Source organism: Streptomyces sp. NPDC046915 (genome assembly GCF_040644935.1).
In the GTDB taxonomy this organism is placed as follows: Bacteria; Actinomycetota; Actinomycetes; order Streptomycetales; family Streptomycetaceae; genus Streptomyces.
The window spans coordinates 68,198-88,821 of record NZ_JBEYXB010000017.1; the positions used below are offsets into that span (position 1 = coordinate 68,198).

24 protein-coding genes are annotated in these 20,624 nt (G+C 70.6%); 23 read left to right on the forward strand and 1 reads right to left on the reverse strand.

The window, feature by feature from the left end; all coding sequences use genetic code 11:
• Window positions 1-160: 160 nt before the first annotated feature.
• From proS to ABZ915_RS35235, 18 genes are all read left to right on the forward strand, one after another.
• The gene (proS, locus tag ABZ915_RS35150) at window positions 161-1,576 is read left to right on the forward strand and encodes a proline--tRNA ligase (RefSeq protein ID WP_361811729.1); all 1,416 of its coding nucleotides are present in this window, start codon (window positions 161-163) and stop codon (window positions 1,574-1,576) included.
• A 269-nt stretch (window positions 1,577-1,845) separates the two neighbouring features.
• Window positions 1,846-2,448 (forward strand): hypothetical protein, encoded by a 603-nt coding sequence (locus ABZ915_RS35155; RefSeq protein WP_132855956.1) that lies wholly within the window; start codon window positions 1,846-1,848, stop codon window positions 2,446-2,448.
• Between the two features lie 294 nt (window positions 2,449-2,742).
• Window positions 2,743-3,162 (forward strand): 30S ribosomal protein S16, encoded by a 420-nt coding sequence (gene rpsP, locus ABZ915_RS35160; RefSeq protein WP_020942484.1) that lies wholly within the window; start codon window positions 2,743-2,745, stop codon window positions 3,160-3,162.
• Between the two features lie 5 nt (window positions 3,163-3,167).
• Entirely contained in the window at window positions 3,168-3,407 is a 240-nt protein-coding gene (locus ABZ915_RS35165; protein ID WP_005479813.1) for an RNA-binding protein, read from the forward strand.
• A gap of 107 nt (window positions 3,408-3,514) precedes the next feature.
• Window positions 3,515-4,057 carry a ribosome maturation factor RimM gene (gene rimM, locus ABZ915_RS35170; protein WP_361811732.1) on the forward strand — a complete coding sequence of 181 codons (543 nt, stop codon included), beginning with the start codon at window positions 3,515-3,517 and terminating at the stop codon, window positions 4,055-4,057.
• Window positions 4,057-4,890 carry a tRNA (guanosine(37)-N1)-methyltransferase TrmD gene (gene trmD / locus ABZ915_RS35175; protein WP_361811735.1) on the forward strand — a complete coding sequence of 278 codons (834 nt, stop codon included), beginning with the start codon at window positions 4,057-4,059 and terminating at the stop codon, window positions 4,888-4,890. Before rimM ends, trmD begins: the two co-directional genes overlap by 1 nt.
• A 133-nt stretch (window positions 4,891-5,023) precedes the next feature.
• Window positions 5,024-5,374 (forward strand): 50S ribosomal protein L19, encoded by a 351-nt coding sequence (rplS, locus tag ABZ915_RS35180; protein ID WP_030612790.1) that lies wholly within the window; start codon window positions 5,024-5,026, stop codon window positions 5,372-5,374.
• A 45-nt stretch (window positions 5,375-5,419) separates the two neighbouring features.
• Entirely contained in the window at window positions 5,420-6,118 is a 699-nt protein-coding gene (lepB, locus tag ABZ915_RS35185; protein WP_361811738.1) for a signal peptidase I, read from the forward strand.
• Complete coding sequence (gene lepB / locus ABZ915_RS35190; RefSeq protein ID WP_361811741.1) at window positions 6,111-7,202, forward strand: signal peptidase I; 1,092 nt, start codon at window positions 6,111-6,113, stop codon at window positions 7,200-7,202. The genes lepB (ABZ915_RS35185) and lepB (ABZ915_RS35190) overlap by 8 nt, the downstream gene beginning before the upstream one ends.
• Window positions 7,093-8,079: a signal peptidase I gene (lepB, locus tag ABZ915_RS35195; RefSeq protein WP_361811744.1), complete on the forward strand. Its 987-nt coding sequence runs from the start codon at window positions 7,093-7,095 to the stop codon at window positions 8,077-8,079. Before lepB (ABZ915_RS35190) ends, lepB (ABZ915_RS35195) begins: the two co-directional genes overlap by 110 nt.
• A gap of 58 nt (window positions 8,080-8,137) precedes the next feature.
• Entirely contained in the window at window positions 8,138-8,917 is a 780-nt protein-coding gene (lepB, locus tag ABZ915_RS35200; protein WP_361811747.1) for a signal peptidase I, read from the forward strand.
• Window positions 8,907-9,431 carry an NUDIX hydrolase gene (locus ABZ915_RS35205; protein WP_361811750.1) on the forward strand — a complete coding sequence of 175 codons (525 nt, stop codon included), beginning with the start codon at window positions 8,907-8,909 and terminating at the stop codon, window positions 9,429-9,431. The genes lepB (ABZ915_RS35200) and ABZ915_RS35205 overlap by 11 nt, the downstream gene beginning before the upstream one ends.
• Window positions 9,432-9,487: 56 nt before the next feature.
• Complete coding sequence (locus ABZ915_RS35210) at window positions 9,488-9,796, forward strand: DUF2469 domain-containing protein (RefSeq protein ID WP_003965949.1); 309 nt, start codon at window positions 9,488-9,490, stop codon at window positions 9,794-9,796.
• Between the two features lie 88 nt (window positions 9,797-9,884).
• Window positions 9,885-10,298: a YraN family protein gene (locus ABZ915_RS35215; RefSeq protein ID WP_361811753.1), complete on the forward strand. Its 414-nt coding sequence runs from the start codon at window positions 9,885-9,887 to the stop codon at window positions 10,296-10,298.
• A 1-nt stretch (window position 10,299) separates the two neighbouring features.
• Window positions 10,300-11,925 carry a YifB family Mg chelatase-like AAA ATPase gene (locus ABZ915_RS35220; protein ID WP_361811756.1) on the forward strand — a complete coding sequence of 542 codons (1,626 nt, stop codon included), beginning with the start codon at window positions 10,300-10,302 and terminating at the stop codon, window positions 11,923-11,925.
• A complete protein-coding gene (gene dprA / locus ABZ915_RS35225; protein ID WP_361811759.1) occupies window positions 11,922-13,082 on the forward strand; it encodes a DNA-processing protein DprA in 1,161 nt (386 codons plus the stop codon). Before ABZ915_RS35220 ends, dprA begins: the two co-directional genes overlap by 4 nt.
• A gap of 312 nt (window positions 13,083-13,394) precedes the next feature.
• A complete protein-coding gene (gene whiG / locus ABZ915_RS35230) occupies window positions 13,395-14,237 on the forward strand; it encodes an RNA polymerase sigma factor WhiG (RefSeq protein ID WP_132855968.1) in 843 nt (280 codons plus the stop codon).
• Window positions 14,238-14,303: 66 nt separating this feature from the next.
• Window positions 14,304-14,861, forward strand: coding sequence for a helix-turn-helix domain-containing protein (locus ABZ915_RS35235; RefSeq protein ID WP_361812031.1), 558 nt, complete (start codon window positions 14,304-14,306; stop codon window positions 14,859-14,861).
• A gap of 43 nt (window positions 14,862-14,904) precedes the next feature.
• Here ABZ915_RS35235 and ABZ915_RS35240 read toward each other — a convergent pair whose 3' ends face one another.
• On the reverse strand, window positions 14,905-15,483 hold the full coding sequence (locus ABZ915_RS35240) for a peptidoglycan DD-metalloendopeptidase family protein (protein WP_361811762.1): 579 nt from the start codon (window positions 15,481-15,483) through the stop codon (window positions 14,905-14,907).
• Window positions 15,484-15,766: 283 nt separating this feature from the next.
• Between ABZ915_RS35240 and rpsB the strand changes: the two genes are divergently transcribed.
• The 5 genes from rpsB (at window position 15,767) to ABZ915_RS35265 (ending at window position 20,579) form a co-directional block, all read left to right on the forward strand.
• Window positions 15,767-16,705: a 30S ribosomal protein S2 gene (rpsB, locus tag ABZ915_RS35245; RefSeq protein WP_361811765.1), complete on the forward strand. Its 939-nt coding sequence runs from the start codon at window positions 15,767-15,769 to the stop codon at window positions 16,703-16,705.
• A 176-nt stretch (window positions 16,706-16,881) separates the two neighbouring features.
• Complete coding sequence (gene tsf / locus ABZ915_RS35250) at window positions 16,882-17,718, forward strand: translation elongation factor Ts (protein ID WP_361811768.1); 837 nt, start codon at window positions 16,882-16,884, stop codon at window positions 17,716-17,718.
• A 215-nt stretch (window positions 17,719-17,933) separates the two neighbouring features.
• Window positions 17,934-18,692 carry a UMP kinase gene (pyrH, locus tag ABZ915_RS35255; RefSeq protein WP_116146707.1) on the forward strand — a complete coding sequence of 253 codons (759 nt, stop codon included), beginning with the start codon at window positions 17,934-17,936 and terminating at the stop codon, window positions 18,690-18,692.
• A 142-nt stretch (window positions 18,693-18,834) separates the two neighbouring features.
• The gene (gene frr, locus ABZ915_RS35260; protein WP_361811772.1) at window positions 18,835-19,392 is read left to right on the forward strand and encodes a ribosome recycling factor; all 558 of its coding nucleotides are present in this window, start codon (window positions 18,835-18,837) and stop codon (window positions 19,390-19,392) included.
• Window positions 19,392-20,579 carry a phosphatidate cytidylyltransferase gene (locus tag ABZ915_RS35265; protein ID WP_361811775.1) on the forward strand — a complete coding sequence of 396 codons (1,188 nt, stop codon included), beginning with the start codon at window positions 19,392-19,394 and terminating at the stop codon, window positions 20,577-20,579. Before frr ends, ABZ915_RS35265 begins: the two co-directional genes overlap by 1 nt.
• The last annotated feature ends 45 nt before the right edge of the window (window positions 20,580-20,624 follow it).

Genomic DNA, 20,624 nt, shown 5'->3' on the forward strand with positions numbered 1-20,624 from the left:
CCGTTACGTGGCCCCCGTGCCGTGCGCTCGCACATTCCACGTATGTCAGGTAACTCCGGGCTCGCGGCGGCGTCCAGTGGTAGCGGGGCCCTCCTTGTGCCTTCCCTGTGCCTGTGGCGAGAATTCACATCCCCGCAATGTGAGCCCGTACCATCTCGCCATGGCCAAGGCACCCGTTCTCACGCCGCGGGCGGACGACTTCCCGCGGTGGTACCAGGATCTGATCAACAAGGCCGAACTGGCCGACAACGGTCCGGTGCGCGGCACCATGGTCATCCGACCGTACGGGTACGGGCTGTGGGAGCGGATGCAGGCGGAGATGGACGCCCGCATCAAGGAGACGGGCACCCAGAACGCGTACTTCCCGCTGCTCATCCCGCAGTCGTACCTCACCAGGGAGGCCGACCACGTCGAGGGGTTCGCGCCCGAGCTCGCGGTGGTCACGCACGGCGGCGGCAAGGAGCTGGAGGAGCCGGCGGTGGTCCGGCCGACCTCCGAGATGATCATCAACGACTACTTCTCGAAGTGGGTGCAGAGCTACCGGGACCTGCCCCTGCTGATCAACCAGTGGGCGAACGTGGTCCGTTGGGAACTCAGACCGCGTCTCTTCCTGCGCACGACGGAGTTCCTGTGGCAGGAGGGCCACACGGCGCACGCCACCCATCAGGACGCCCGCGACTTCGCCTCCCACATCCACCGCGAGGTCTACGAGGACTTCATGGTGAACGTGCTCGCCATGGACGTCGTGCCCGGCCGCAAGACCGCCAAGGAGCGGTTCGCGGGGGCCATCAACACCCTCACGCTCGAAGGCATGATGGGCGATGGCAAGGCCCTCCAGATGGCGACCAGTCACGAGCTGGGCCAGAACTTCGCCAAGGCGTTCAACACCTCGTACCTGTCCAAGGACGGCACGCAGGAACTGGTCTGGCAGACCTCCTGGGGCTCGACCACGCGCATGATCGGCGCGCTGGTGATGATGCACGGCGACGACGACGGCCTCAGGGTTCCGCCGCGCCTGGCGCAGGTCCAGGTCGTCGTCCTCGCGATCAAGGGCGACGAGGCGGTTCTGGCCAAGGTCCGCGAGATCGGCGACCGGCTGAAGGCGGCCGGCCTGCGCGTCCAGGTCGACGACCGCGTCGACACGCCCTTCGGCCGCCGCGCCGTCGACTGGGAGCTCAAGGGCGTGCCCGCGCGCGTGGAGGTCGGCCCCCGGGACCTGGAGAACGGCACCGCGATGCTGGCGCGCCGCATCCCCGGAGGGAAGGAGCCGGTGGCGGTCGACGCGCTCGCGGACGTCCTCCCCGCGATGCTGGAGGAGGACCAGGCACTGCTGCTGCGGCAGTCCCGCGAGCGCCGCGAGTCCCGTACCTCGGACGTGTCGTCGGCCGCGGAGGCCGTGGAGGTCATCGGTGCCGGCGGCTGGGCGCGCATCCCTTGGGCGGCGCTCGGCGCGGAGGGCGAGGCCGAGCTGGCCGAGCACGCGGTGACCGTACGGTGTCTGGTCGCCGAGGACGGGTCGGTGCCGGACGCGGAGGACGCGCCGGGTAACGTCGCGCTCGTCGCGCGCGCTTACTGAGTAGCGCCCTTCCGGCGGGAGAGCGACCGAAACGCATCTTGCGCACCGACCGATCACGGGCGGCCCGGCGCGGGAGGTCATCTACGCGCCGGGCCGTACGTGGCCGTACGTCAGGCTACGCACCGGCTTGGTAGGAGCTGTGCGGCTTCTCCGCAGATCAGCGCACCCGCCCTCGTCAGGACGCATCAGCGGCAACTGACGGGTACGTGCAAATTATTTGGGATGCCCCGGAATCGGAACACAGCGGCACCCCGGCTCGTTGTCATTACGTGAGCACGACACAGACACCACCTGTTCTCGCCGCAGAGCTGGCACAGGCGTGGGCCGACATTCAGCGGTACCACCCCGAGTTGCCGGACCTTGCCGCGCCAGAGTCCCTGATCGGAGAGTCGTCGTCCGCCTGCGGTCACGAGCTCTCCTTCGAGCGACTGCTGCACGAAGCAGTCCACGGCATCGCCGCCGCGCGCGGAGTCCGCGACACCTCCCGCGCCGGCCGGTACCACAACCGCCGATTCCTCGCGATCGCCGAGGAGCTGGGCCTGGACCACCCCGACGAGCCGCACCCCAGCAGCGGCTTCTCGCTGGTCACGCTCAACCCTGAGGCGAAGCGACGCTATCGGCCGACCATCGAGCGCCTCCAGCGCGCCCTCAAGGCCCACACGGCGGCGACGTCCGCCGACACCTCCCGTACGTTCCGCGGCCCGGCCGCCCGCCACGGCTCCTCCGGCGGCGGCGTCCGCGTCAAGGCGGTCTGCGACTGCGGCCGCAACGTCCGGGTGGTGCCCTCGGTCCTGGCCCAGGCCCCGATCGTGTGCGGCGGCTGCGGCAAGCCGTTCCGGATCCCGGAAGTCGTGGGGGCGGCGGCGAGCTGAGGTCCCGGCTGCTCGTGGCAGCCGTGACCCGGCCCTCCCCGCCGGGCGAGCACCCGACGTACCTCACCTCCGCGCCGGGTGCCCCACAGGCATGCCCGAGCGCGCCCTCCCCACCCTCCGCACCCCCGGCCAGGAGCGACCCGCCGGGTATGGCACAATGGCTAGCTGTACTCGACAGCCGCACAGGACCCCTCTCTCCTCCGGCTGACGCGTCCGTCGGGCACTCGGGTACCGCAACCCCACGCGGCAGTTCCGCCGTGCCCAACCACGTCAAATCCAGGAGAATCCACTCCCGTGGCAGTCAAGATCAAGCTGAAGCGTCTGGGCAAGATCCGTTCGCCTCACTACCGCATCGTCGTCGCCGACTCCCGTACCCGCCGTGACGGCCGGGCCATCGAGGAGATCGGCAAGTACCACCCGACCTACAACCCGTCGGTCATCGAGGTGGACGCCGACCGCGTGGCGTACTGGCTGGGTGTCGGCGCGCAGCCGACCGAGCCCGTGCTCGCCATCCTGAAGAAGACCGGCGACTGGCAGAAGTTCAAGGGCGAGCCCGCCCCGGCGCCGCTGCTCGTCGCCGAGCCGAAGGCCACGCGTCCGTCGTTCGAGGCTCTCGGCGGTGACGACGAGGGCAAGGGTGAGGCGATCACCCAGAAGAAGAAGGCTGAGAAGAAGGACGAGGCCGCGGCTGAGTCCGAGTCGACCGAGGCCTGAGCAGCATGCTCGAAGAGGCGCTTGAGCACCTCGTGAAGGGCATCGTCGACAACCCTGACGATGTGCAGGTCGCCTCGCGCGACCTGCGCCGCGGGCGTGTCCTCGAGGTCCGGGTGCACCCCGACGACCTCGGCAAGGTGATCGGCCGCAACGGCCGCACCGCGCGCGCCCTGCGCACCGTCGTGGGCGCCATCGGCGGTCGCGGTGTCCGCGTCGACCTCGTCGACGTGGACCACGTCCGCTGACGTTTCGCAGCACCGGCTCGGGCCGGGGAGGGCCACTGGGCCGTCCCCGGCCCGCAGTCGTATGAGCCGTCCGACGGCTCGTCGTTCCGACAGGGAGATCACGCACAGTGCAGCTGGTAGTCGCACGGATCGGCCGCGCCCACGGCATCAAGGGCGAGGTCACCGTCGAGGTCCGTACCGACGAGCCGGAACTCAGGCTCGGACCCGGTGCCGTACTGACCACGGACCCCGCCGCCGCGGGGCCGCTCACCATCGCGACCGGCCGGGTGCACAGCGGCCGGCTCCTCCTGCGTTTCGAGGGCGTCGCCGACCGCAACGCCGCCGAGGCGCTGCGCAACACCCTCCTGATCGCCGAGGTCGACCCGGACGAGCTGCCCGAGGAGGAGGACGAGTACTACGACCACCAGCTCGTCGACCTCGACGTGGTGACCGTGGACGGTACGGAGGTCGGCCGGATCACCGAGATCTCGCACCTGCCCACCCAGGACCTGTTCATCGTGGAGCGCCCCGACGGGACCGAGGTCATGATCCCGTTCGTCGCGGAGATCGTCACCGAGATCGACCTGGAGGAGCAGAAGGCGGTCATCGCCCCGCCACCGGGCCTGATCGACGACCGCGCGGAGATCGCCTCGTCCAGGGAAGAGGCGTAATGCGCCTGGACGTCGTCACGATCTTCCCCGAGTACCTGGAACCGCTGAACGTCTCCCTCGTCGGCAAGGCACGCGCGCGTGGACAGCTGAACGTGCACGTGCACGATCTGCGCGCGTGGACCTACGACCGCCACAACACGGTCGACGACACGCCGTACGGCGGCGGCCCGGGCATGGTCATGAAGACCGAGCCCTGGGGCGACGCCCTCGACTCCGTCCTCGCCGACGGCTACGAGACCGGCTCCCGGGCCCCCGCGCTGATCGTCCCCACCCCCAGCGGCCGCCCCTTCACCCAGGAACTGGCCGTCGAACTGTCCGAGCGCCCCTGGCTGGTCTTCACCCCGGCCCGCTACGAGGGCATCGACCGGCGCGTCATCGACGAGTACGCCACCCGGATGCCGGTGTACGAGGTGTCCATCGGCGACTACGTCCTGGCCGGCGGCGAGGCGGCCGTACTCGTCGTCACGGAGGCCGTGGCACGGCTGCTGCCCGGCGTCCTCGGCAACGCCGAGTCCCACCGGGACGACTCCTTCGCGCCCGGCGCGATGGCGAGCCTCCTGGAGGGGCCCGTCTACACCAAGCCGCCCCTCTGGCGCGGCCGCGACATCCCGGACGTGCTGCTCAGCGGCCACCACGGCAGGATCGCCCGCTGGCGCCGGGACGAGGCCCTGCGGCGTACGACGGCCAACCGGCCCGATCTCATCGAGCGCTGCGATCCCAAGGCGTTCGACAAGAAGGACCGCGAGATGCTGTCCATCCTGGGCTGGGCCCCCGACCCGGACGGCGCGCCCCACGGTCGATTTTGGCGCAGGACCGAAGGCATGGAAGAATAGACCGCTGTTGTGCGTCCGTCCGGCGTGCGCCCCTGCCACAGGGGGACACGACGCCCGTCCGACCGCGCAGCACCCCCTGTGAACACCTAGTTCCCGTTGATGACCTGTGGCATCAGCGAAGAAAGCAGACGAAATGTCTCACCTGCTCGACTCCGTCGACTCCGCGTCGCTGCGCAGCGACATCCCGGCCTTCCGCCCGGGTGACACCGTCAACGTCCACGTCCGCGTCATCGAGGGCAACCGCTCCCGTGTGCAGCAGTTCAAGGGCGTTGTGATCCGCCGCCAGGGCTCCGGTGTCCGCGAGACCTTCACGGTCCGCAAGGTCTCCTTCTCCGTCGGCGTCGAGCGCACCTTCCCGGTGCACACCCCGATCGTGGAGAAGATCGAGCTCGTCACCCGCGGTGACGTGCGCCGCGCCAAGCTGTACTACCTGCGCGAGCTGCGCGGCAAGGCCGCGAAGATCAAGGAGAAGCGCGAGAGCTGAGCTCCACCCGGACGTCACAGCGAGGCCGGATAGCATCTGGCCTCGATGGACACCGAAGCACAGCCGACGGAGCGCGACCGCTCCTCCCGCCCCGGGGACACCAGGGGTACGGAGGAACGGTCGCGTTTCGCGTTGGTGTCGCGGATCACCGACTGGCTGCCGGGCGGGTGGATCACCCTCACCGTCCTCGTCTGCCTGGTGTTTTTGCTCCTCCTCAACGCGTTCGTGGTTCAGCCATTCCAAATTCCCAGCGGATCCATGGAACAGGGATTGAGGATCGGAGACCGCGTTCTCGTAAATAAGTTGGCGTACCGTTTCGGTGCCCAGCCGCGACGTGGCGATGTGGTCGTGTTCGACGGCACCGGGTACTTCGGGCACGCCGACTACATCAAGCGCGTTGTGGGTGTAGGTGGAGACCATGTTGTCTGCTGCGACAAGGAGGGGCAGATCCAAGTGAACGGCCGGTCGGTCGACGAGACGGCGTTCCTCTACCCCGGGGACAGTGCCTCCTCCGTCCCCTTCGACGTCGCGGTGCCCGACGGCGGGCTCTTCGTCCTCGGCGACCATCGCAGCGACTCCAGCGACTCCCGCGACCACCTGGGCTCGCCCGGTGGCGGCATGGTTCCCGTCGGTGACGTGATCGGCCGGGCCGACTGGGTCGTCTGGCCGTCCGACCGTCTCACGCACCTGAAGCGCCCCGCCGCGTACGCGCGCGTGCCCGCCGCGGAGGGTGCCCATGGGTAACCGCGGCAAACCGCGCGGTGTGCCCAGCGGCCCCGCCGAGAACCTGCTGCCCACCGGCTTCCGCCGGGCCGGCTCCAAGCCGTCCGGCGGGCGCACGCGTGCGGAGCGGCGCAAGCTCCAGCGCAAGGTCAAGCGCAAGCGCAGGCGCAGTGCCGTCCGGGAGATCCCCCTCCTGGTCGGCGTGGCCGTCCTGATAGCGCTCGTGCTCAAGACCTTCCTCGTCCAGGCGTTCGTGATCCCCTCGGGCTCCATGGAGCAGACGATCCGGATCGGCGACCGGGTCCTGGTCGACAAGTTCACCCCGTGGTTCGGCTCCGAGCCGCAGCGCGGGGACGTCGTGGTGTTCCACGATCCGGGCGGCTGGCTGGCGGACGAGCAGACCGCCAAGAAGAACGACCCGGTGGGGATCAAGCAGGTCAAGGAAGGCCTCCAGTTCATCGGCCTGCTGCCCTCCGACAACGAGAAGGACCTGATCAAACGGGTCATCGGGGTCGGCGGGGACCACGTCAAATGCTGTGACGCCCAGGGCCGCATGACCGTCAACGGCGTTCCCCTCTCCGAGACGGACTACCTGTACCCGGGCAACGCCCCCTCCCAGATGTCGTTCGACATCACCGTCCCCAAGGGACGGCTGTGGGTGATGGGCGACCACCGCGGCAACTCCGCGGACTCCCGGTACCACCGGAACACCAGCTACGGAGGCACGGTCGCCTTGAGTTCGGTGGTCGGACGGGCCATGGTCATCGGCTGGCCGATGGGCCACTGGACCACCCTCAAAGAACCGCAAACCTTTTCTTCCGTCACCGACGCGGGGGCCACGACGACCTCGTCATCGCGGCTGTCGCATAGGGTTGTCACCGACGATCCCAACGGAACGATCCCACTCCCGAGCCCTGCGGAACTTCCGCTCGTTATGGGAGTGGTGGGCCTGCACCGCGTATGGGGCAGGCGGCGGAACAGAGTGAGGAGTTGGCGTGGGGGATGTGGCGGTTGGCGCACGGTCCGGGCACGACGGCGAGGAGAACCGCGGGCGCCCCGTGGACGCGACCCCCGGCGCGGACGACGCCGTGACCTCCGGGAGTGACTCCCCGGCGGACGGTGACGGTGCGGAGCCGGGCGAACCGCAGGGCCCGGCCGAGGACCGGGGCCCGACGGAGGGCCAGGGACCTGGTGGCTCGACGCCGGCCCCCAAGAAGCCGCGCTCCTTCTGGAAGGAGCTGCCGATCCTGATCGGCATCGCGCTCGTGCTGGCCCTGCTGATCAAGACGTTCCTGGTGCAGGCGTTCTCGATCCCGTCCGACTCGATGCAGAACACCTTGCAGGAGGGCGACCGGGTCCTCGTCGACAAGCTCACCCCGTGGTTCGGCTCCGAACCCGAGCGCGGCGAGGTCATCGTCTTCCACGACCCCAGCCAGTGGCTGGCCGGCGAGCCGACGCCCGAGCCCAACGCCGCGCAGAAGGTCCTCAGCTGGATCGGCCTGATGCCGTCGGCGGAGGAGAAGGACCTGATCAAGCGTGTGATCGGGGTCGGCGGGGACACGGTCGAGTGCAAGGGGACCGGCCCGCTGACGGTCAACGGCAAGGCGCTGAACGAGCAGTCGTACGTCTACGCCGGCAACACGCCCTGCACCGACGACGACCAGGGCGGCCAGTTCAAGGTCAAGGTGCCCAAGGGCTACGTCTGGGTCATGGGCGACCACCGCCAGAACTCGCGCGACTCGCGCTACAACCAGGACGACAAGTACCACGGCATGGTCCCGGTCGACGATGTCGTCGGGCGCGCCATCGTGAAGGCCTGGCCGATCAACCGCTGGGGCACGCTGCCGGTTCCCGACACCTTCGACCAGCCGGGCCTGGACCAGCAGTCCTCCGCCCTCGGATCCCTCACGGTGGCCCCGCAGGCCATCGCCCTGGCAGGTGTGCTTCCCGTGGCGGTGTGGCGGCGGAAGCGCAAGAGCTGACCAAGGCCGGGAAAGAGGGGCTGCCCCCGTTCGGTACCGCCGGGTAGGGTGCGGGTCCATGGGTGGCGAGAGCACGACGCGTACGGTCCCGCGCAGCGGCGGGAGCACAGGAGCGGCACAGGTGGGCAGCCGGCTCGGACAGCGGCTGTCCGGAGTGGCCGTGGCACTGGGCCTGGTGCTGTTCCTCGGAGGATTCGCTTGGGCAGCGGTGGTCTACCGGCCGTACACGGTGCCCACCGGTTCGATGTCGCCGACGATCGCGGCGGGCGACCGCGTGCTCGCCCAGCGCGTCGACGGCGGTGAGGTGCGCCGCGGCGATGTCGTGGTCTTCCGTGACAAGAGCTGGGTGACCAACGCGAACGTGGTCAAGCGCGTGGTCGCGGTCGGCGGTGACACCGTCTCCTGCTGCACCGACGGCAAGCTGACCGTCAACGGCAAGCAGATCGACGAGCCGTACCTGCCCAAGGGCAGCCTGGCCGAGACCAAGAAGATCCCGACGGTGACCGTGCCCGAGGGCCGGCTCTTCCTGCTCGGTGACGAGCGCCAGGGCTCCCTGGACTCCACCGCCCACCTCACCGACGCCGCCGGCGGCACGGTCGCCCGCAGCGCAGTCTCCGCCCGCGTCGACGCCGTCGTCTGGCCCATGAACGGCATGCTCAAGCGCCCGACCGGCTTCGAGACCCTCGGTACCCTCTCCCAGGCCGGCCCGCTGCGCACGATGGTCCTGCTGATCGGTGGCGGCGCCGTGCTCATCCTCGGCGGCGGCGCCTACGGCCCGATCGCCAAGCGGCTCGGCGGCCGCTCCCGGCCCCGTACGGAGCCCGTCGGTGCCGGCTGAGATCGCGGAGCCGGGCGCGGACCCGTCCGGCGGCGGGCTGCGCAAGGTCGCCCGAGTGGTCCTGCTCGACCCCGACGACCGCATCCTGCTGCTGCACGGCCACGAGCCGGACGACCCGGCCGACGACTGGTGGTTCACCCCCGGCGGCGGACTGGAGGGCGCCGAGACGCGCGAAGAGGCCGCGCTCAGGGAACTCGCCGAGGAGACCGGCATCACCGAGGTCGAACTCGGCCCGGTGCTGTGGCGGCGCATGTGCTCCTTCCCGTTCGCCGGCCGCCGCTGGGACCAGGACGAGTGGTACTACCTCGCCCGTACGACCCAGACCGCGACCCGGGCGACGGCCCTGACCGAACTGGAGCGGCGCAGCGTCGCGGGAGCACGCTGGTGGACGTGCCGGGAACTGACCCGGGCACATGAGACGGTGTATCCGACCAGACTCGCCGAGCTCCTTGGCAGGTTGCTCGACGAGGGTCCCCCTGCCAGGCCCGTGACCCTTGACCCGGAAATCGTCTAGGGGCCCGCGGGACTGGCGCACAATGGTGGGATCGCACGGCTGAAGGGGAACATGCCATGAGCGCCGAGGACCTCGAAAAGTACGAGACCGAGATGGAGCTCAAGCTCTACCGGGAGTACCGAGATGTCGTCGGTCTGTTCAAATACGTGATCGAGACCGAGCGGCGCTTCTATCTCACCAACGACTACGAGATGCAGGTGCACTCGGTCCAGGGTGAGGTTTTCTTCGAAGTGTCCATGGCGGATGCGTGGGTCTGGGACATGTACCGGCCGGCCCGCTTCGTGAAGCAGGTCCGCGTGCTCACGTTCAAGGACGTGAACATCGAGGAGCTCAACAAGAGCGACCTGGAGCTCCCGGGCGGGTGACGGAGTTGTCCACAGTCACGGATTCGTCCACCAAGATCCAATAGCTCGCTGATCTGCCCTCATCGTTGGCGCCGGAGGTGGTGCCGACATGAAGACACGAGACGCGCAACCACGCAACGCACAACGCGGTACGCAACGCAGTGCGCAACGCAGTGCGCTGGGCAAGTACGGCGAGGACCTGGCCGCACGGCGGCTGGGCGAGTCCGGAATGACCGTCCTGGAGCGCAACTGGCGCTGCGGCAGGACGGGTGAGATCGACATCGTGGCCCGGGACGGCGACGTCCTGGTGGTCTGCGAGGTGAAGACCCGCCGGAACGGCGCCTTCGAGCACCCCATGGCCGCGGTCACGCCGGCCAAGGCGGAGCGACTGCGCGCCCTGGCGGAACGCTGGACGCAGGAACACGGGGGCGCCCCACCGGGAGGCGTCCGCATCGACCTCGTCGGCGTGCTCCTCCCCGACCGCGGCGCACCCGTGGTCGAGCACGTACGGGGGGTGGCCTGACATGGGATTCGCACGTACGTGCTCCGTGGCGCTGGTGGGCGTCGAGGGGGTCGTGGTCGAGGTCCAGGCCGACCTGGAACCGGGCGTCGCGGCGTTCACCCTGGTGGGCCTGCCCGACAAGAGCCTGACGGAGAGCCGGGACCGGGTACGGGCGGCGGTCGTGAACTCGGGCGGCGAATGGCCGCAGAAGAAACTCACGGTGGGCCTCAGCCCGGCCTCGGTGCCCAAGGCCGGCAGCGGCTTCGACCTGGCCGTCGCCTGTGCCGTGCTCGGCGCCGCCGAGCGGATCGACCCCCGGGTCCTCGCCGACATCGTGATGATCGGGGAACTGGGGCTGGACGGCCGCGTCCGCCCGGTCCGGGGCATCCTGCCCGCCGTGCTGGCCGCGGCCGACGCCGGGTACGAGCAGGTGGTCGTCCCGGAGTGCGCCGCCGCCGAGGCCGCCCTGGTGCCCGGTGTCTCGGTGCTCGGCATCCGCAGCCTGCGGCAGCTGATCGCCGTCCTGGCGGAAGAACCCGTACCCGAGGAGGAACCGGAGGAGCCGGGACGCCCCGACCCGCTCCTGGCCGGCCTGCGCGTGCCCGGCACGGGAGCGGCCACCGGCATGCACAGCATCGGCGCCGCCCAGCACGAACTCGACCACGACCTCGCCGACGTCGTGGGCCAGACCTCGGCGCGCACGGCGGTGGAGGTCGCCGCGGCCGGCGGACACCACCTGTTCCTGGAAGGGCCCCCCGGCGCGGGCAAGACCATGCTCGCCGAACGGCTGCCCGCCGTCCTGCCCCGGCTCTGCCGGCAGGACTCGCTGGAGGTGACGGCAGTGCACTCGGTGGCCGGACTTCTGCCGCCGGGCAAGCCCCTCATCGACGTCGCCCCCTACTGCGCCCCGCACCACTCGGCCACCATGCAGTCCCTCGTCGGCGGCGGTCCGGGCATCGCCAGGCCCGGCGCCGTCTCGCTCGCCCACCGGGGAGTGCTCTTCCTCGACGAGGCGCCCGAGTTCCACAGCCACACCCTCGACGCGCTGCGGCAGCCCCTCGAATCCGGGCACGTCGTGATCGCGCGCAGCGCCGGCGTGGTGCGGTTCCCGGCGAGGTTCCTGATGGTGCTCGCGGCCAACCCGTGCCCCTGCGGACGCTTCTCGCAGCGCGACACGCTGTGCGAATGCCCGCCCTCGGCGATCCGCCGCTACCAGTCCCGGCTCTCCGGCCCCCTGCTCGACCGGGTCGACCTGCGGGTCGAGGTCGACCCCGTCACCCGGGCCGAGCTCACCGAGCCCGGCGCGCGCGGCGAGTCCACGGCCACGGTCGCCGGCCGGGTCCGGGCGGCCAGGGAACGGACAGCCGCACGCCTGGCCGGAACCCCGTGGCGGACCAACAGCGAGGTCCCGGGCAGGGAACTGCGCAGCCGCTGGCAGGCGGCGAGCGGCGCGATGGACGAGGCGGAGCGGAACCTGGAGCGGGGCGTGCTGACCGCCCGCGGGATCGACCGTGTGCTGCGGGTCGCCTGGACGGTGGCGGACCTCGCCGGCCACGACCGGCCCGACGCCGCGGACGTCGCCCTGGCCCTGCAACTGCGCACCGGCGTGCCCCGGGGCGTGCCGATGGCCATCGGGGCGCCCGCGTGACCCCGCCGGACGATCCGTACGGCGCACGGCTGTGCCGGGTCTTCCTCACCCGGGTCCTCGAACCCGGCGACGAGACCGGCGGGCGCTGGGTCCGGGAGCACGGGGTGCGGGAGGTGGCCCGGCGCCTGCGGGAGGGCGGCGAGCCGCTGCCGGGGGTGAGCGGCACGCGCTGGGCGGGGCTGCGGGCCCGCGCCGGGCGGGCCGGGCCCGAGCGGGACCTGGAGGTCGCGCGGGCGGCCGGGGTGCGGTTCGTGTGCCCGGGGGACGCCGAGTGGCCGGCCCAGCTCGACGACCTCGGGGACGCCCGGCCCCTGGGGCTGTGGGTGCGCGGTCCGGCCGGCCTGCGGATGTGGGCGCTCAGATCGGTCGCCGTCGTGGGCGCCCGGGCCTGCACCGAGTACGGCGCCCACGCGGCGGCCGCGCTCTCCGCGGGGCTCGCCGAGCGCGGCTGGGTGGTGGTCTCCGGCGGCGCGTACGGCGTCGACGGCGCCGCCCACCGGGGCGCGCTCGGCGCGGGCGGTGCCACCGTCGCCGTCCTGGCCTGCGGCGTCGACCGCCCCTACCCGCGCGGACACACCCAGCTGATCAGCAGGATCGCGGAACAGGGCCTCGTGATCGGCGAACTACCGCCCGGTGATCACCCGACCCCGAGCCGGTTCATCCTGCGCAACCGGGTGATCGCGGCGCTGACCAGGGGCACCGTGGTCGTGGAGGCCGCCCACCGCAGCGGCGCCCTGGCCACCGCGCGGGCGGCGCAGCGGCTGGGGCGGCTCACCATGGGCGTGCCCGGACCCGTCACCAGCGCCCTCTCGGCGGGGGTGCACGAGCTGCTGCGCGGGGAGGCGGCGCTCGTCACCGACGCGGCGGAGGTCGTCGAGCTGGTCGGGGACATCGGCGAGCTGGCCCCCGCGCGGCGCGGCCCGGTCCTCCCGCGCGACCTGCTGGAGCCCGGTGCCCGGCGGGTCCTCGCCGCCCTGCCTGCGGACCGGCCGGCCCCGCCCGGCGAGATCGCGTGCGGCGCGCAGACCACGCGGGACGAGGCGATCGCCAGGCTGTACGAACTCCGAGCACTTGGTTACGTCGAACGACACGGCGACGGCTGGAAGTTGACACGCCAGGCGATGTTCCCGGTCGAGGACGGTCCCACCCGATGTTGACCGAGTGTGTTCGCCCGTCCGGGGGAACCCCCGACACCCTTGGGTTTTCTCGGAGTTGGCACGCCCCTCCGGTCACCCAGAGCGATGTATACGGTGCGCCGGGAGGTGCCGCAGCGGGTGTCCCCGCAGGGGGTGAGGCTCACTGTTCGCGCACCGCGACACCTCAGTCACGCTACGCTCACGAAGACCTCGACGCAGACCACTGCAACTCGACATCAGACCGGCACCTCACCCACTCAGTCCCTCTTCGGCACACTCCGCTCGGTAGCGGCACTTCACGGCACTTCACGGCAGAACGACACAAGGCGACGAATGCCCCAGCACACCTCCGGGTCCGACCGGGCGGCGATCCCCCCAGCCGCCCGCGACGGTGGCAGCGTGCGGCCGCCCGCTCCCTCGACACTCGACGAGCTGTGGCGGTCCTACAAGGCGACGGGGGACGAGCGGCTGCGGGAGCAGCTGATCCTGCACTACTCGCCGCTGGTGAAATACGTGGCGGGGCGGGTGAGCGTGGGTCTGCCGCCCAATGTGGAGCAGGCCGACTTCGTGTCCTCGGGGGTCTTCGGGCTCATCGACGCCATCGAGAAGTTCGACATCGACCGGGAGATCAAGTTCGAGACGTACGCGATCACCCGGATCCGCGGCGCCATGATCGACGAACTGCGCGCGCTGGACTGGATCCCCCGGTCGGTGCGGCAGAAGGCGCGGAACGTCGAGCGGGCCTACGCCACGCTGGAGGCACGGCTCAGACGCACCCCCACCGAGCCGGAGGTGGCCGCCGAGCTGGGCATCGAGGTGGACGAACTCCACGCGGTCTTCAGCCAGTTGTCGCTGGCCAACGTGGTGGCGCTGGAGGAGATGCTGCACGCCGGGGGCGAGGGCGGCGAGCGGCTCACCCTGATGGACACGCTGGAGGACACCGACGCCGACAATCCGGTGGAGGTGGCCGAGGACCGGGAGCTCAGACGGTTCCTGGCGCGGGCGATCAACACGCTGCCCGAGCGGGAGAAGACCGTGGTCACGCTGTACTACTACGAGGGACTCACACTCGCCGAGATCGGCAATGTGCTCGGGGTCACCGAGAGCCGGGTCAGCCAGATCCACACCAAGTCGGTACTACAGCTGCGGGCGAAGCTGGCGAGCTTTGGGCGCTGAGCCGCCTCCCGTTCGCCGTGGCGCGTCCGTAGAGTGGTCGGCGTGCCAAGGATTCGAGCGGCCTCCGTGGCCGAGCACCGGTCGATGCAGCGAGCCGCCCTGCTGGACGCGGCACGGTCCCTGCTGTCCGAGGGCGGGACGGAGGCGCTGACCTTCCCGGCCCTCGCCGAGCGGACGGGGCTGGCGCGGTCGTCCGTGTACGAGTACTTCCGTTCGCGGGCCGCCGTGGTCGAGGAGCTGTGCGAGGCCGACTTCCCGGTGTGGGCGGCCGAGGTGGCGGCGGCGATGGAGCGGGCGGAGACACCCGAGGGCAAGGTCGAGGCGTATGTGCGCCGGCAGCTGGCCCTGGTGGGGGACCGGCGGCACCGGGCCGTCGTGGCGATCTCGGCGAGCGAGCTGGACGCGGGGGCGCGGGAGAAGATCCGGGCGGCGCACGGCGGGCTCGTCGCGATGATCGTCGAGGCGCTGGGCGAGATGGGGCATGCGCAGCCCCGGCTGGCGGCGATGTTGCTCCAGGGCGTCGTGGACGTGGCGGTGCGGCGGATCGAGCTCGGCGCGGCGGAGGACCCCGAGGCGATCACGGACGCCGCGGTGGGGATGGCGCTGCGGGGTGTACGGGGCTGAGGGCGGCCGAGGTCGCCGTGGGGGTGGGCACGGCTCGCCGCGGCTACGCCGGCAGCGGTACGCCCAGTACCGGCAGCAGTCTCGACGGGCCCCCGCGCAGCAGCCACGGGGGGAGCAGTGACAGCGGGTTCAGATAGGTGTCGCCGCTGAGCAGGCCCCAGTGCAGGCAGCCGCCCGCGCAGTGACCGCCCGTCGCCTCCGTGCTGCCCACCACCTCGCCCGCAGCCACCTCGTCCCCCTTCTCCACCGAGGGCGTCACCGGCTCGTACGTCGTCCGCAGGCCGGTGCCGGTCAGCTCCACGGACACCACACCCCTGCCCGCCACCCGCCCGGCGAAGGACACCCGGCCCGCCGCCACGGCCCGTACCGGAGCCGCGGCGGGGGCCGCCAGGTCCACGCCCCGGTGGCCGCGGCCGTACACCGTCGCCGGAGGTTCCCAGCCGCGCACCACCGCCGGGCGGGTGCCCACCGGCCAGGCCCGGCCGATCGCCGGCACCCGCGCCCGCGGGGCCGCAGGGACCGGGGGAGCCGGGGAGTCGGCCCAGGCCAGGGGCGTCAGGACGGTCACCGTCAGGGCCGGCGCGAGGAGCAGCCGCACCCCCGCACATCGTTTCGCTCGCATGCGGCAAACCGTCCCGCACCCCCGCGGTCATGGCCGGGACGTGTGGACAACTCACCGGTTGTGGACAGCGGCGTCACCCGGCGCCTCGCCGGTCCCGTACAATTCTTGTGGCGATCCGGGTCACCGGGTCGACTTCGCACGCCCCGATACGAGGCGCGGCCGGCGACGGTCCGTTCGTATCAGCGCCCCTCGGTCCTCATGTGGCAACGGCGCGTCGTGGGCGTCAGGCGCGGGAGCCGTCCGGCATCCGCGGCACAACCGAGAAATTCAAGGAGATACGGCCATGGCCGTCGTCACGATGCGGGAGCTGCTGGAGAGCGGCGTCCACTTCGGTCACCAGACCCGTCGTTGGAACCCGAAGATGAAGCGCTTCATCTTCACCGAGCGCAACGGCATCTACATCATCGACCTGCTCCAGTCGCTGTCGTACATCGACCGCGCCTACGAGTTCGTCAAGGAGACCGTCGCCCACGGCGGCACGGTCATGTTCGTCGGCACGAAGAAGCAGGCGCAGGAGGCCATCGCCGAGCAGGCCACCCGCGTCGGCATGCCCTACGTCAACCAGCGCTGGCTGGGCGGCATGCTCACCAACTTCTCCACCGTCTACAAGCGTCTGCAGCGCCTCAAGGAGCTCGAGCAGATCGACTTCGAGGACGTCGCCGCTTCCGGTCTGACCAAGAAGGAGCTTCTCGTGCTCTCGCGCGAGAAGGCCAAGCTGGAGAAGACCCTCGGTGGTATCCGCGAGATGCAGAAGGTGCCCAGCGCCGTCTGGATCGTGGACACCAAGAAGGAGCACATCGCGGTCGGCGAGGCCCGGAAGCTGAACATCCCGGTCGTCGCCATCCTCGACACCAACTGCGACCCCGACGAGGTCGACTACAAGATCCCGGGCAACGACGACGCGATCCGCTCCGTCACCCTGCTCACCCGTGTGATCGCCGACGCCGTCGCCGAGGGCCTCATCAGCCGCTCGCGCGTCGCCACCGGTGACAAGGGCGAGAAGGCCGCCGGCGAGCCGCTGGCCGAGTGGGAGCGCGACCTGCTCGAGGGCGAGAAGAAGGCCGAGGAGGCCCCGGCCGCCGCCGAGGCGCCCGCTGCCGAGGCTCCGGCCGCTGAGGCTCCCGCTGCCGAGGCTCCCGCTGCCGAGGCTCCGGCCGCTGAGGCTCCCGCTGCCGAGGCGCCCGCCGCCGAGGCCCCGGCCGCCGAGGGCGAGCAGGCCTGACAACCGTGTTGACGGCGGGGGCGGCACTGCATCCGACAGCCCCTCCGGCGCGGTGAAGTCCGCCCCCGCTGTTCACCCGTAGGTCGGCACGGTGTCCGCGATCCATGACTACATGTGGACCCGCAGACCGTGCCAATCTCCGATCTCCCAAGACTTCGAGAAAGACTCACAGACTCATGGCGAACTACACCGCCGCCGACGTCAAGAAGCTCCGTGAGCTCACCGGCGCCGGCATGATGGACTGCAAGAAGGCGCTGGACGAGGCCGAGGGCAGCGTCGAGAAGGCCGTCGAGGCGCTCCGCATCAAGGGCCAGAAGGGCGTCGCCAAGCGTGAGGGCCGCTCCGCCGAGAACGGCGCCGTGGTCTCCATCATCGCCGACGACAACTCCTCCGGTGTCCTGGTCGAGCTGAAGTGCGAGACGGACTTCGTCGCCAAGGGCGACAAGTTCCAGGCCGTGGCCACGGCCATCGCCGAGCACGTCGCCAAGACCTCCCCGGCCGACCTCGAGGCCCTGCTCGCCTCCGAGATCGAGGCCGGAAAGACCGTCCAGGCGTTCGTGGACGAGGCCAACGCCAACCTCGGCGAGAAGATCGTCCTGGACCGCTTCGCGCAGTTCTCCGACGGTTACGTCACCGCCTACATGCACCGCACGATGCCCGACCTGCCCCCGCAGATCGGTGTCCTCGTCGAGCTCGACAAGCCGAACGCCGAGGTCGCCAAGGGCATCGCCCAGCACATCGCCGCCTTCGCGCCGAAGTACCTCGCCAAGGAGGACGTGCCGGCCGACATCGTCGAGTCCGAGCGTCGCATCGCCGAGGAGACCACCCGCGCCGAGGGCAAGCCCGAGGCCGCGATCGCCAAGATCGTCGACGGTCGCCTGAACGGCTTCTTCAAGGACGCCACGCTGCTCGGCCAGCCGTATGCGCTGGACAACAAGAAGTCCGTCCAGAAGATTCTGGACGAGGCCGGTGTCACCCTGAAGCGCTTCTCGCGCATCAAGGTCGGCATCTGAGTCCGTCCGCGATCGACGCGCGGCCCACGGAGAAATCCTCGGGGAATTCTCGATAGGGTCGACAGCAGTCGTCCGCGCACACCGCCACACCCAGGCACGTGGCGGACGGCAGCAGATCTGACGAGGAGGCCATTGCCGCGCATGGGAGCGAAAAGCGACCCCAACCGGCAGTGGCCTTCTTCGTATGTGCACCACGTAACAGAGGCGGGATCCCCATGACCACCAAGGCCCAGAAGAGCGACGACGGCAAAGTGCGCGGCCGGTTTCTGCTGAAGCTGTCCGGAGAGGCCTTCTCCGGTGGCGGGGGCCTGGGCGTCGACCCCGACGTAGTGCACAAGATCGCCCGCGAGATCGCGGCCGTCGTGCGCGACGGCGCGGAGGTCGCGGTCGTCATCGGCGGCGGCAACTTCTTCCGCGGCGCCGAACTCCAGCAGCGCGGCATGGACCGCGCCCGCTCCGACTACATGGGCATGCTCGGCACCGTGATGAACTGCCTCGCCCTCCAGGACTTCCTGGAGAAGGAGGGCATCGACAGCCGGGTCCAGACCGCCATCACCATGGGCCAGGTCGCCGAGCCGTACATCCCGCTGCGCGCCGTGCGCCACCTGGAGAAGGGCCGCGTGGTCATCTTCGGCGCCGGTATGGGCATGCCGTACTTCTCCACCGACACCACCGCCGCCCAGCGCGCCCTGGAGATCGACGCCGAGGCGCTGCTCATGGGCAAGAACGGCGTGGACGGGGTCTACGACTCCGACCCCAAGACCAACCCCGACGCCGTCAAGTTCGACGCCCTCGGCTACGGCGAGGTCATCACCCGCGACCTCAAGGTCGCCGACGCCACCGCGATCACCCTGTGCCGTGACAACAAGCTGCCGATCCTCGTGTTCGAGCTTCTGGCCGAGGGGAATATCGCACGAGCCGTCAAGGGTGAGAAGATCGGCACGCTCGTGGGTGATCAGGGCAGCCGGGCCTGACCGGACCACCCCGGGACCTGGCCGGGGGATGGACAATGTCCTGCCGGTCGGGAACCGTGCAGGAAGAAGACGCGACGCAGCCGGCCGCCGCCACCGCCAAGGAACCGCAGCCGGGCCTACTCAAGACACGCAGGAGCAAGTGGTGATCGAAGAGACCCTCCTCGAGGCCGAGGAGAAGATGGAGAAGGCCGTCGTGGTCGCCAAGGAGGACTTCGCCGCGATCCGCACCGGCCGTGCGCACCCCGCCATGTTCAACAAGATCGTGGCCGACTACTACGGCGCGCTGACGCCGATCAACCAGCTGGCTTCGTTCTCCGTACCGGAGCCGCGCATGGCCGTCGTGACCCCGTTCGACAAGAGCGCGCTGCGCAACATCGAGCAGGCGATCCGCGACTCCGACCTGGGCGTCAACCCGAGCAACGACGGCAACATCATCCGCGTGGTGTTCCCCGAGCTCACCGAGGAGCGCCGCCGCGACTACATCAAGGTCGCCAAGGGCAAGGCGGAGGACGCCCGGGTGTCGATCCGCTCGGTGCGCCGCAAGGCCAAGGACGCCCTCGACAAGCTGATCAAGGACGGCGAGGTCGGCGAGGACGAGGGCCGCCGTGCGGAGAAGGAACTCGACGACACCACCGCGAAGTACGTGGCCCAGGTGGACGAGCTCCTCAAGCACAAGGAAGCGGAACTGCTCGAGGTCTGATGAACGACTCTTCCTGGGGCGCTCCGCCACAAGCCGGGTCACAAGCCGGGTCACAGGCCGGGTACTGGGGGCCCACCGACCAGGGACCGGTCCGGGGGGCTGCCCCGGCGGGCCCCGCGTACGATGCGCATGACGCGCAGCAGACTCGCCCCATGCCGGCCGTGCCCGACGTACCCGTTCATGGCCCTCGTGGCGGACACCAGGACGACGACCGGGGGGCCGCTCGGCTGAGCGGCCCCTTGTTCCGCGACGAGCCGCAGGCCCAGTCCTACGGGCCGTATGACATGCCGCGGACGTCGCCCGACGGGGCGGCGCCGCAGAATCCGGAGCCCATGCCCGACGCCCCGCAGCCGGCCCCCGCGCCGCAGAAGAAGAGTGCGGGCCGGGACCTGAGCTCGGCCATAGGGGTGGGCGTCGGGCTCGGCGTGGTGATCGTCGCGTCCCTGTTCATCGTCAAGGCCGTGTTCGTCGGCGTCGTGGCGGTCGCCGTCGTCGTCGGCCTGTGGGAGCTGACCAGCAGGCTTCAGGAGCGCAAGGGCATCAAGGCGCCCCTGGTCCCGCTGGCCGTCGGCGGTGCGGCGATGGTCGTCGCCGGGTACGTCCGGGGTGCCGAGGGCGCCTGGGTGGCGATGGCGCTGACCGCGCTGGCGGCACTGGTCTGGCGGATGACCGAACCACCGGAGGGTTACCTCAAGGACGTCACGGCGGGCGTCTTCGCGGCCTTCTACGTCCCGTTCCTGGCCACGTTCGTCGCGATGATGCTCACCGCCGGCGACGGCCCGTGGCGCGTGCTGACCTTCCTCCTCCTGACGGTCGTCAGCGACACCGGGGCGTACGCCGTCGGCTGGCGCTTCGGCAAGCACAAGCTCGCCCCGCGCATCAGCCCGGGCAAGACCCGCGAGGGCCTGCTCGGCGCGGTGCTGTTCGCCATGGTCGCGGGCGCGCTGTGCATGCAGTTCCTGATCGACGACGGCGCCTGGTGGCAGGGCCTCCTGCTGGGCTTGGCGGTCGCGGTCAGCGCCACCCTCGGCGACCTCGGCGAGTCCATGATCAAGCGCGACCTGGGCATCAAGGACATGGGCACGCTGCTCCCCGGTCATGGCGGCATCATGGACCGCCTGGACTCGCTGCTGCCGACGGCTCCGGTGGTGTGGCTTCTTCTGGTGATCTTCGTGGGATCCGGCTGACCGTCGCTTCTGCACCGTCCGTACCGGCGATCGCGTCCGAGGATC

What these genes read in the sequence shown, in the direction of transcription:
- proS (WP_361811729.1), top strand. Translation starts at nt 161, where the DNA reads ATGGCCAAGGCACCCGTTCTCACGCCGCGGGCGGACGACTTCCCGCGG.
- ABZ915_RS35165 (WP_005479813.1), top strand. Translation starts at nt 3,168, where the DNA reads ATGCTCGAAGAGGCGCTTGAGCACCTCGTGAAGGGCATCGTCGACAAC.
- trmD (WP_361811735.1), top strand. Translation starts at nt 4,057, where the DNA reads ATGCGCCTGGACGTCGTCACGATCTTCCCCGAGTACCTGGAACCGCTG.
- rplS (WP_030612790.1), top strand. Translation starts at nt 5,024, where the DNA reads ATGTCTCACCTGCTCGACTCCGTCGACTCCGCGTCGCTGCGCAGCGAC.
- lepB (WP_361811738.1), top strand. Translation starts at nt 5,420, where the DNA reads ATGGACACCGAAGCACAGCCGACGGAGCGCGACCGCTCCTCCCGCCCC.
- lepB (WP_361811741.1), top strand. Translation starts at nt 6,111, where the DNA reads ATGGGTAACCGCGGCAAACCGCGCGGTGTGCCCAGCGGCCCCGCCGAG.
- lepB (WP_361811747.1), top strand. Translation starts at nt 8,138, where the DNA reads ATGGGTGGCGAGAGCACGACGCGTACGGTCCCGCGCAGCGGCGGGAGC.
- ABZ915_RS35210 (WP_003965949.1), top strand. Translation starts at nt 9,488, where the DNA reads ATGAGCGCCGAGGACCTCGAAAAGTACGAGACCGAGATGGAGCTCAAG.
- ABZ915_RS35215 (WP_361811753.1), top strand. Translation starts at nt 9,885, where the DNA reads ATGAAGACACGAGACGCGCAACCACGCAACGCACAACGCGGTACGCAA.
- ABZ915_RS35220 (WP_361811756.1), top strand. Translation starts at nt 10,300, where the DNA reads ATGGGATTCGCACGTACGTGCTCCGTGGCGCTGGTGGGCGTCGAGGGG.
- whiG (WP_132855968.1), top strand. Translation starts at nt 13,395, where the DNA reads ATGCCCCAGCACACCTCCGGGTCCGACCGGGCGGCGATCCCCCCAGCC.
- ABZ915_RS35240 (WP_361811762.1), bottom strand. Translation starts at nt 15,483, where the DNA reads ATGCGAGCGAAACGATGTGCGGGGGTGCGGCTGCTCCTCGCGCCGGCC.
- rpsB (WP_361811765.1), top strand. Translation starts at nt 15,767, where the DNA reads ATGGCCGTCGTCACGATGCGGGAGCTGCTGGAGAGCGGCGTCCACTTC.
- tsf (WP_361811768.1), top strand. Translation starts at nt 16,882, where the DNA reads ATGGCGAACTACACCGCCGCCGACGTCAAGAAGCTCCGTGAGCTCACC.
- pyrH (WP_116146707.1), top strand. Translation starts at nt 17,934, where the DNA reads ATGACCACCAAGGCCCAGAAGAGCGACGACGGCAAAGTGCGCGGCCGG.
- ABZ915_RS35265 (WP_361811775.1), top strand. Translation starts at nt 19,392, where the DNA reads ATGAACGACTCTTCCTGGGGCGCTCCGCCACAAGCCGGGTCACAAGCC.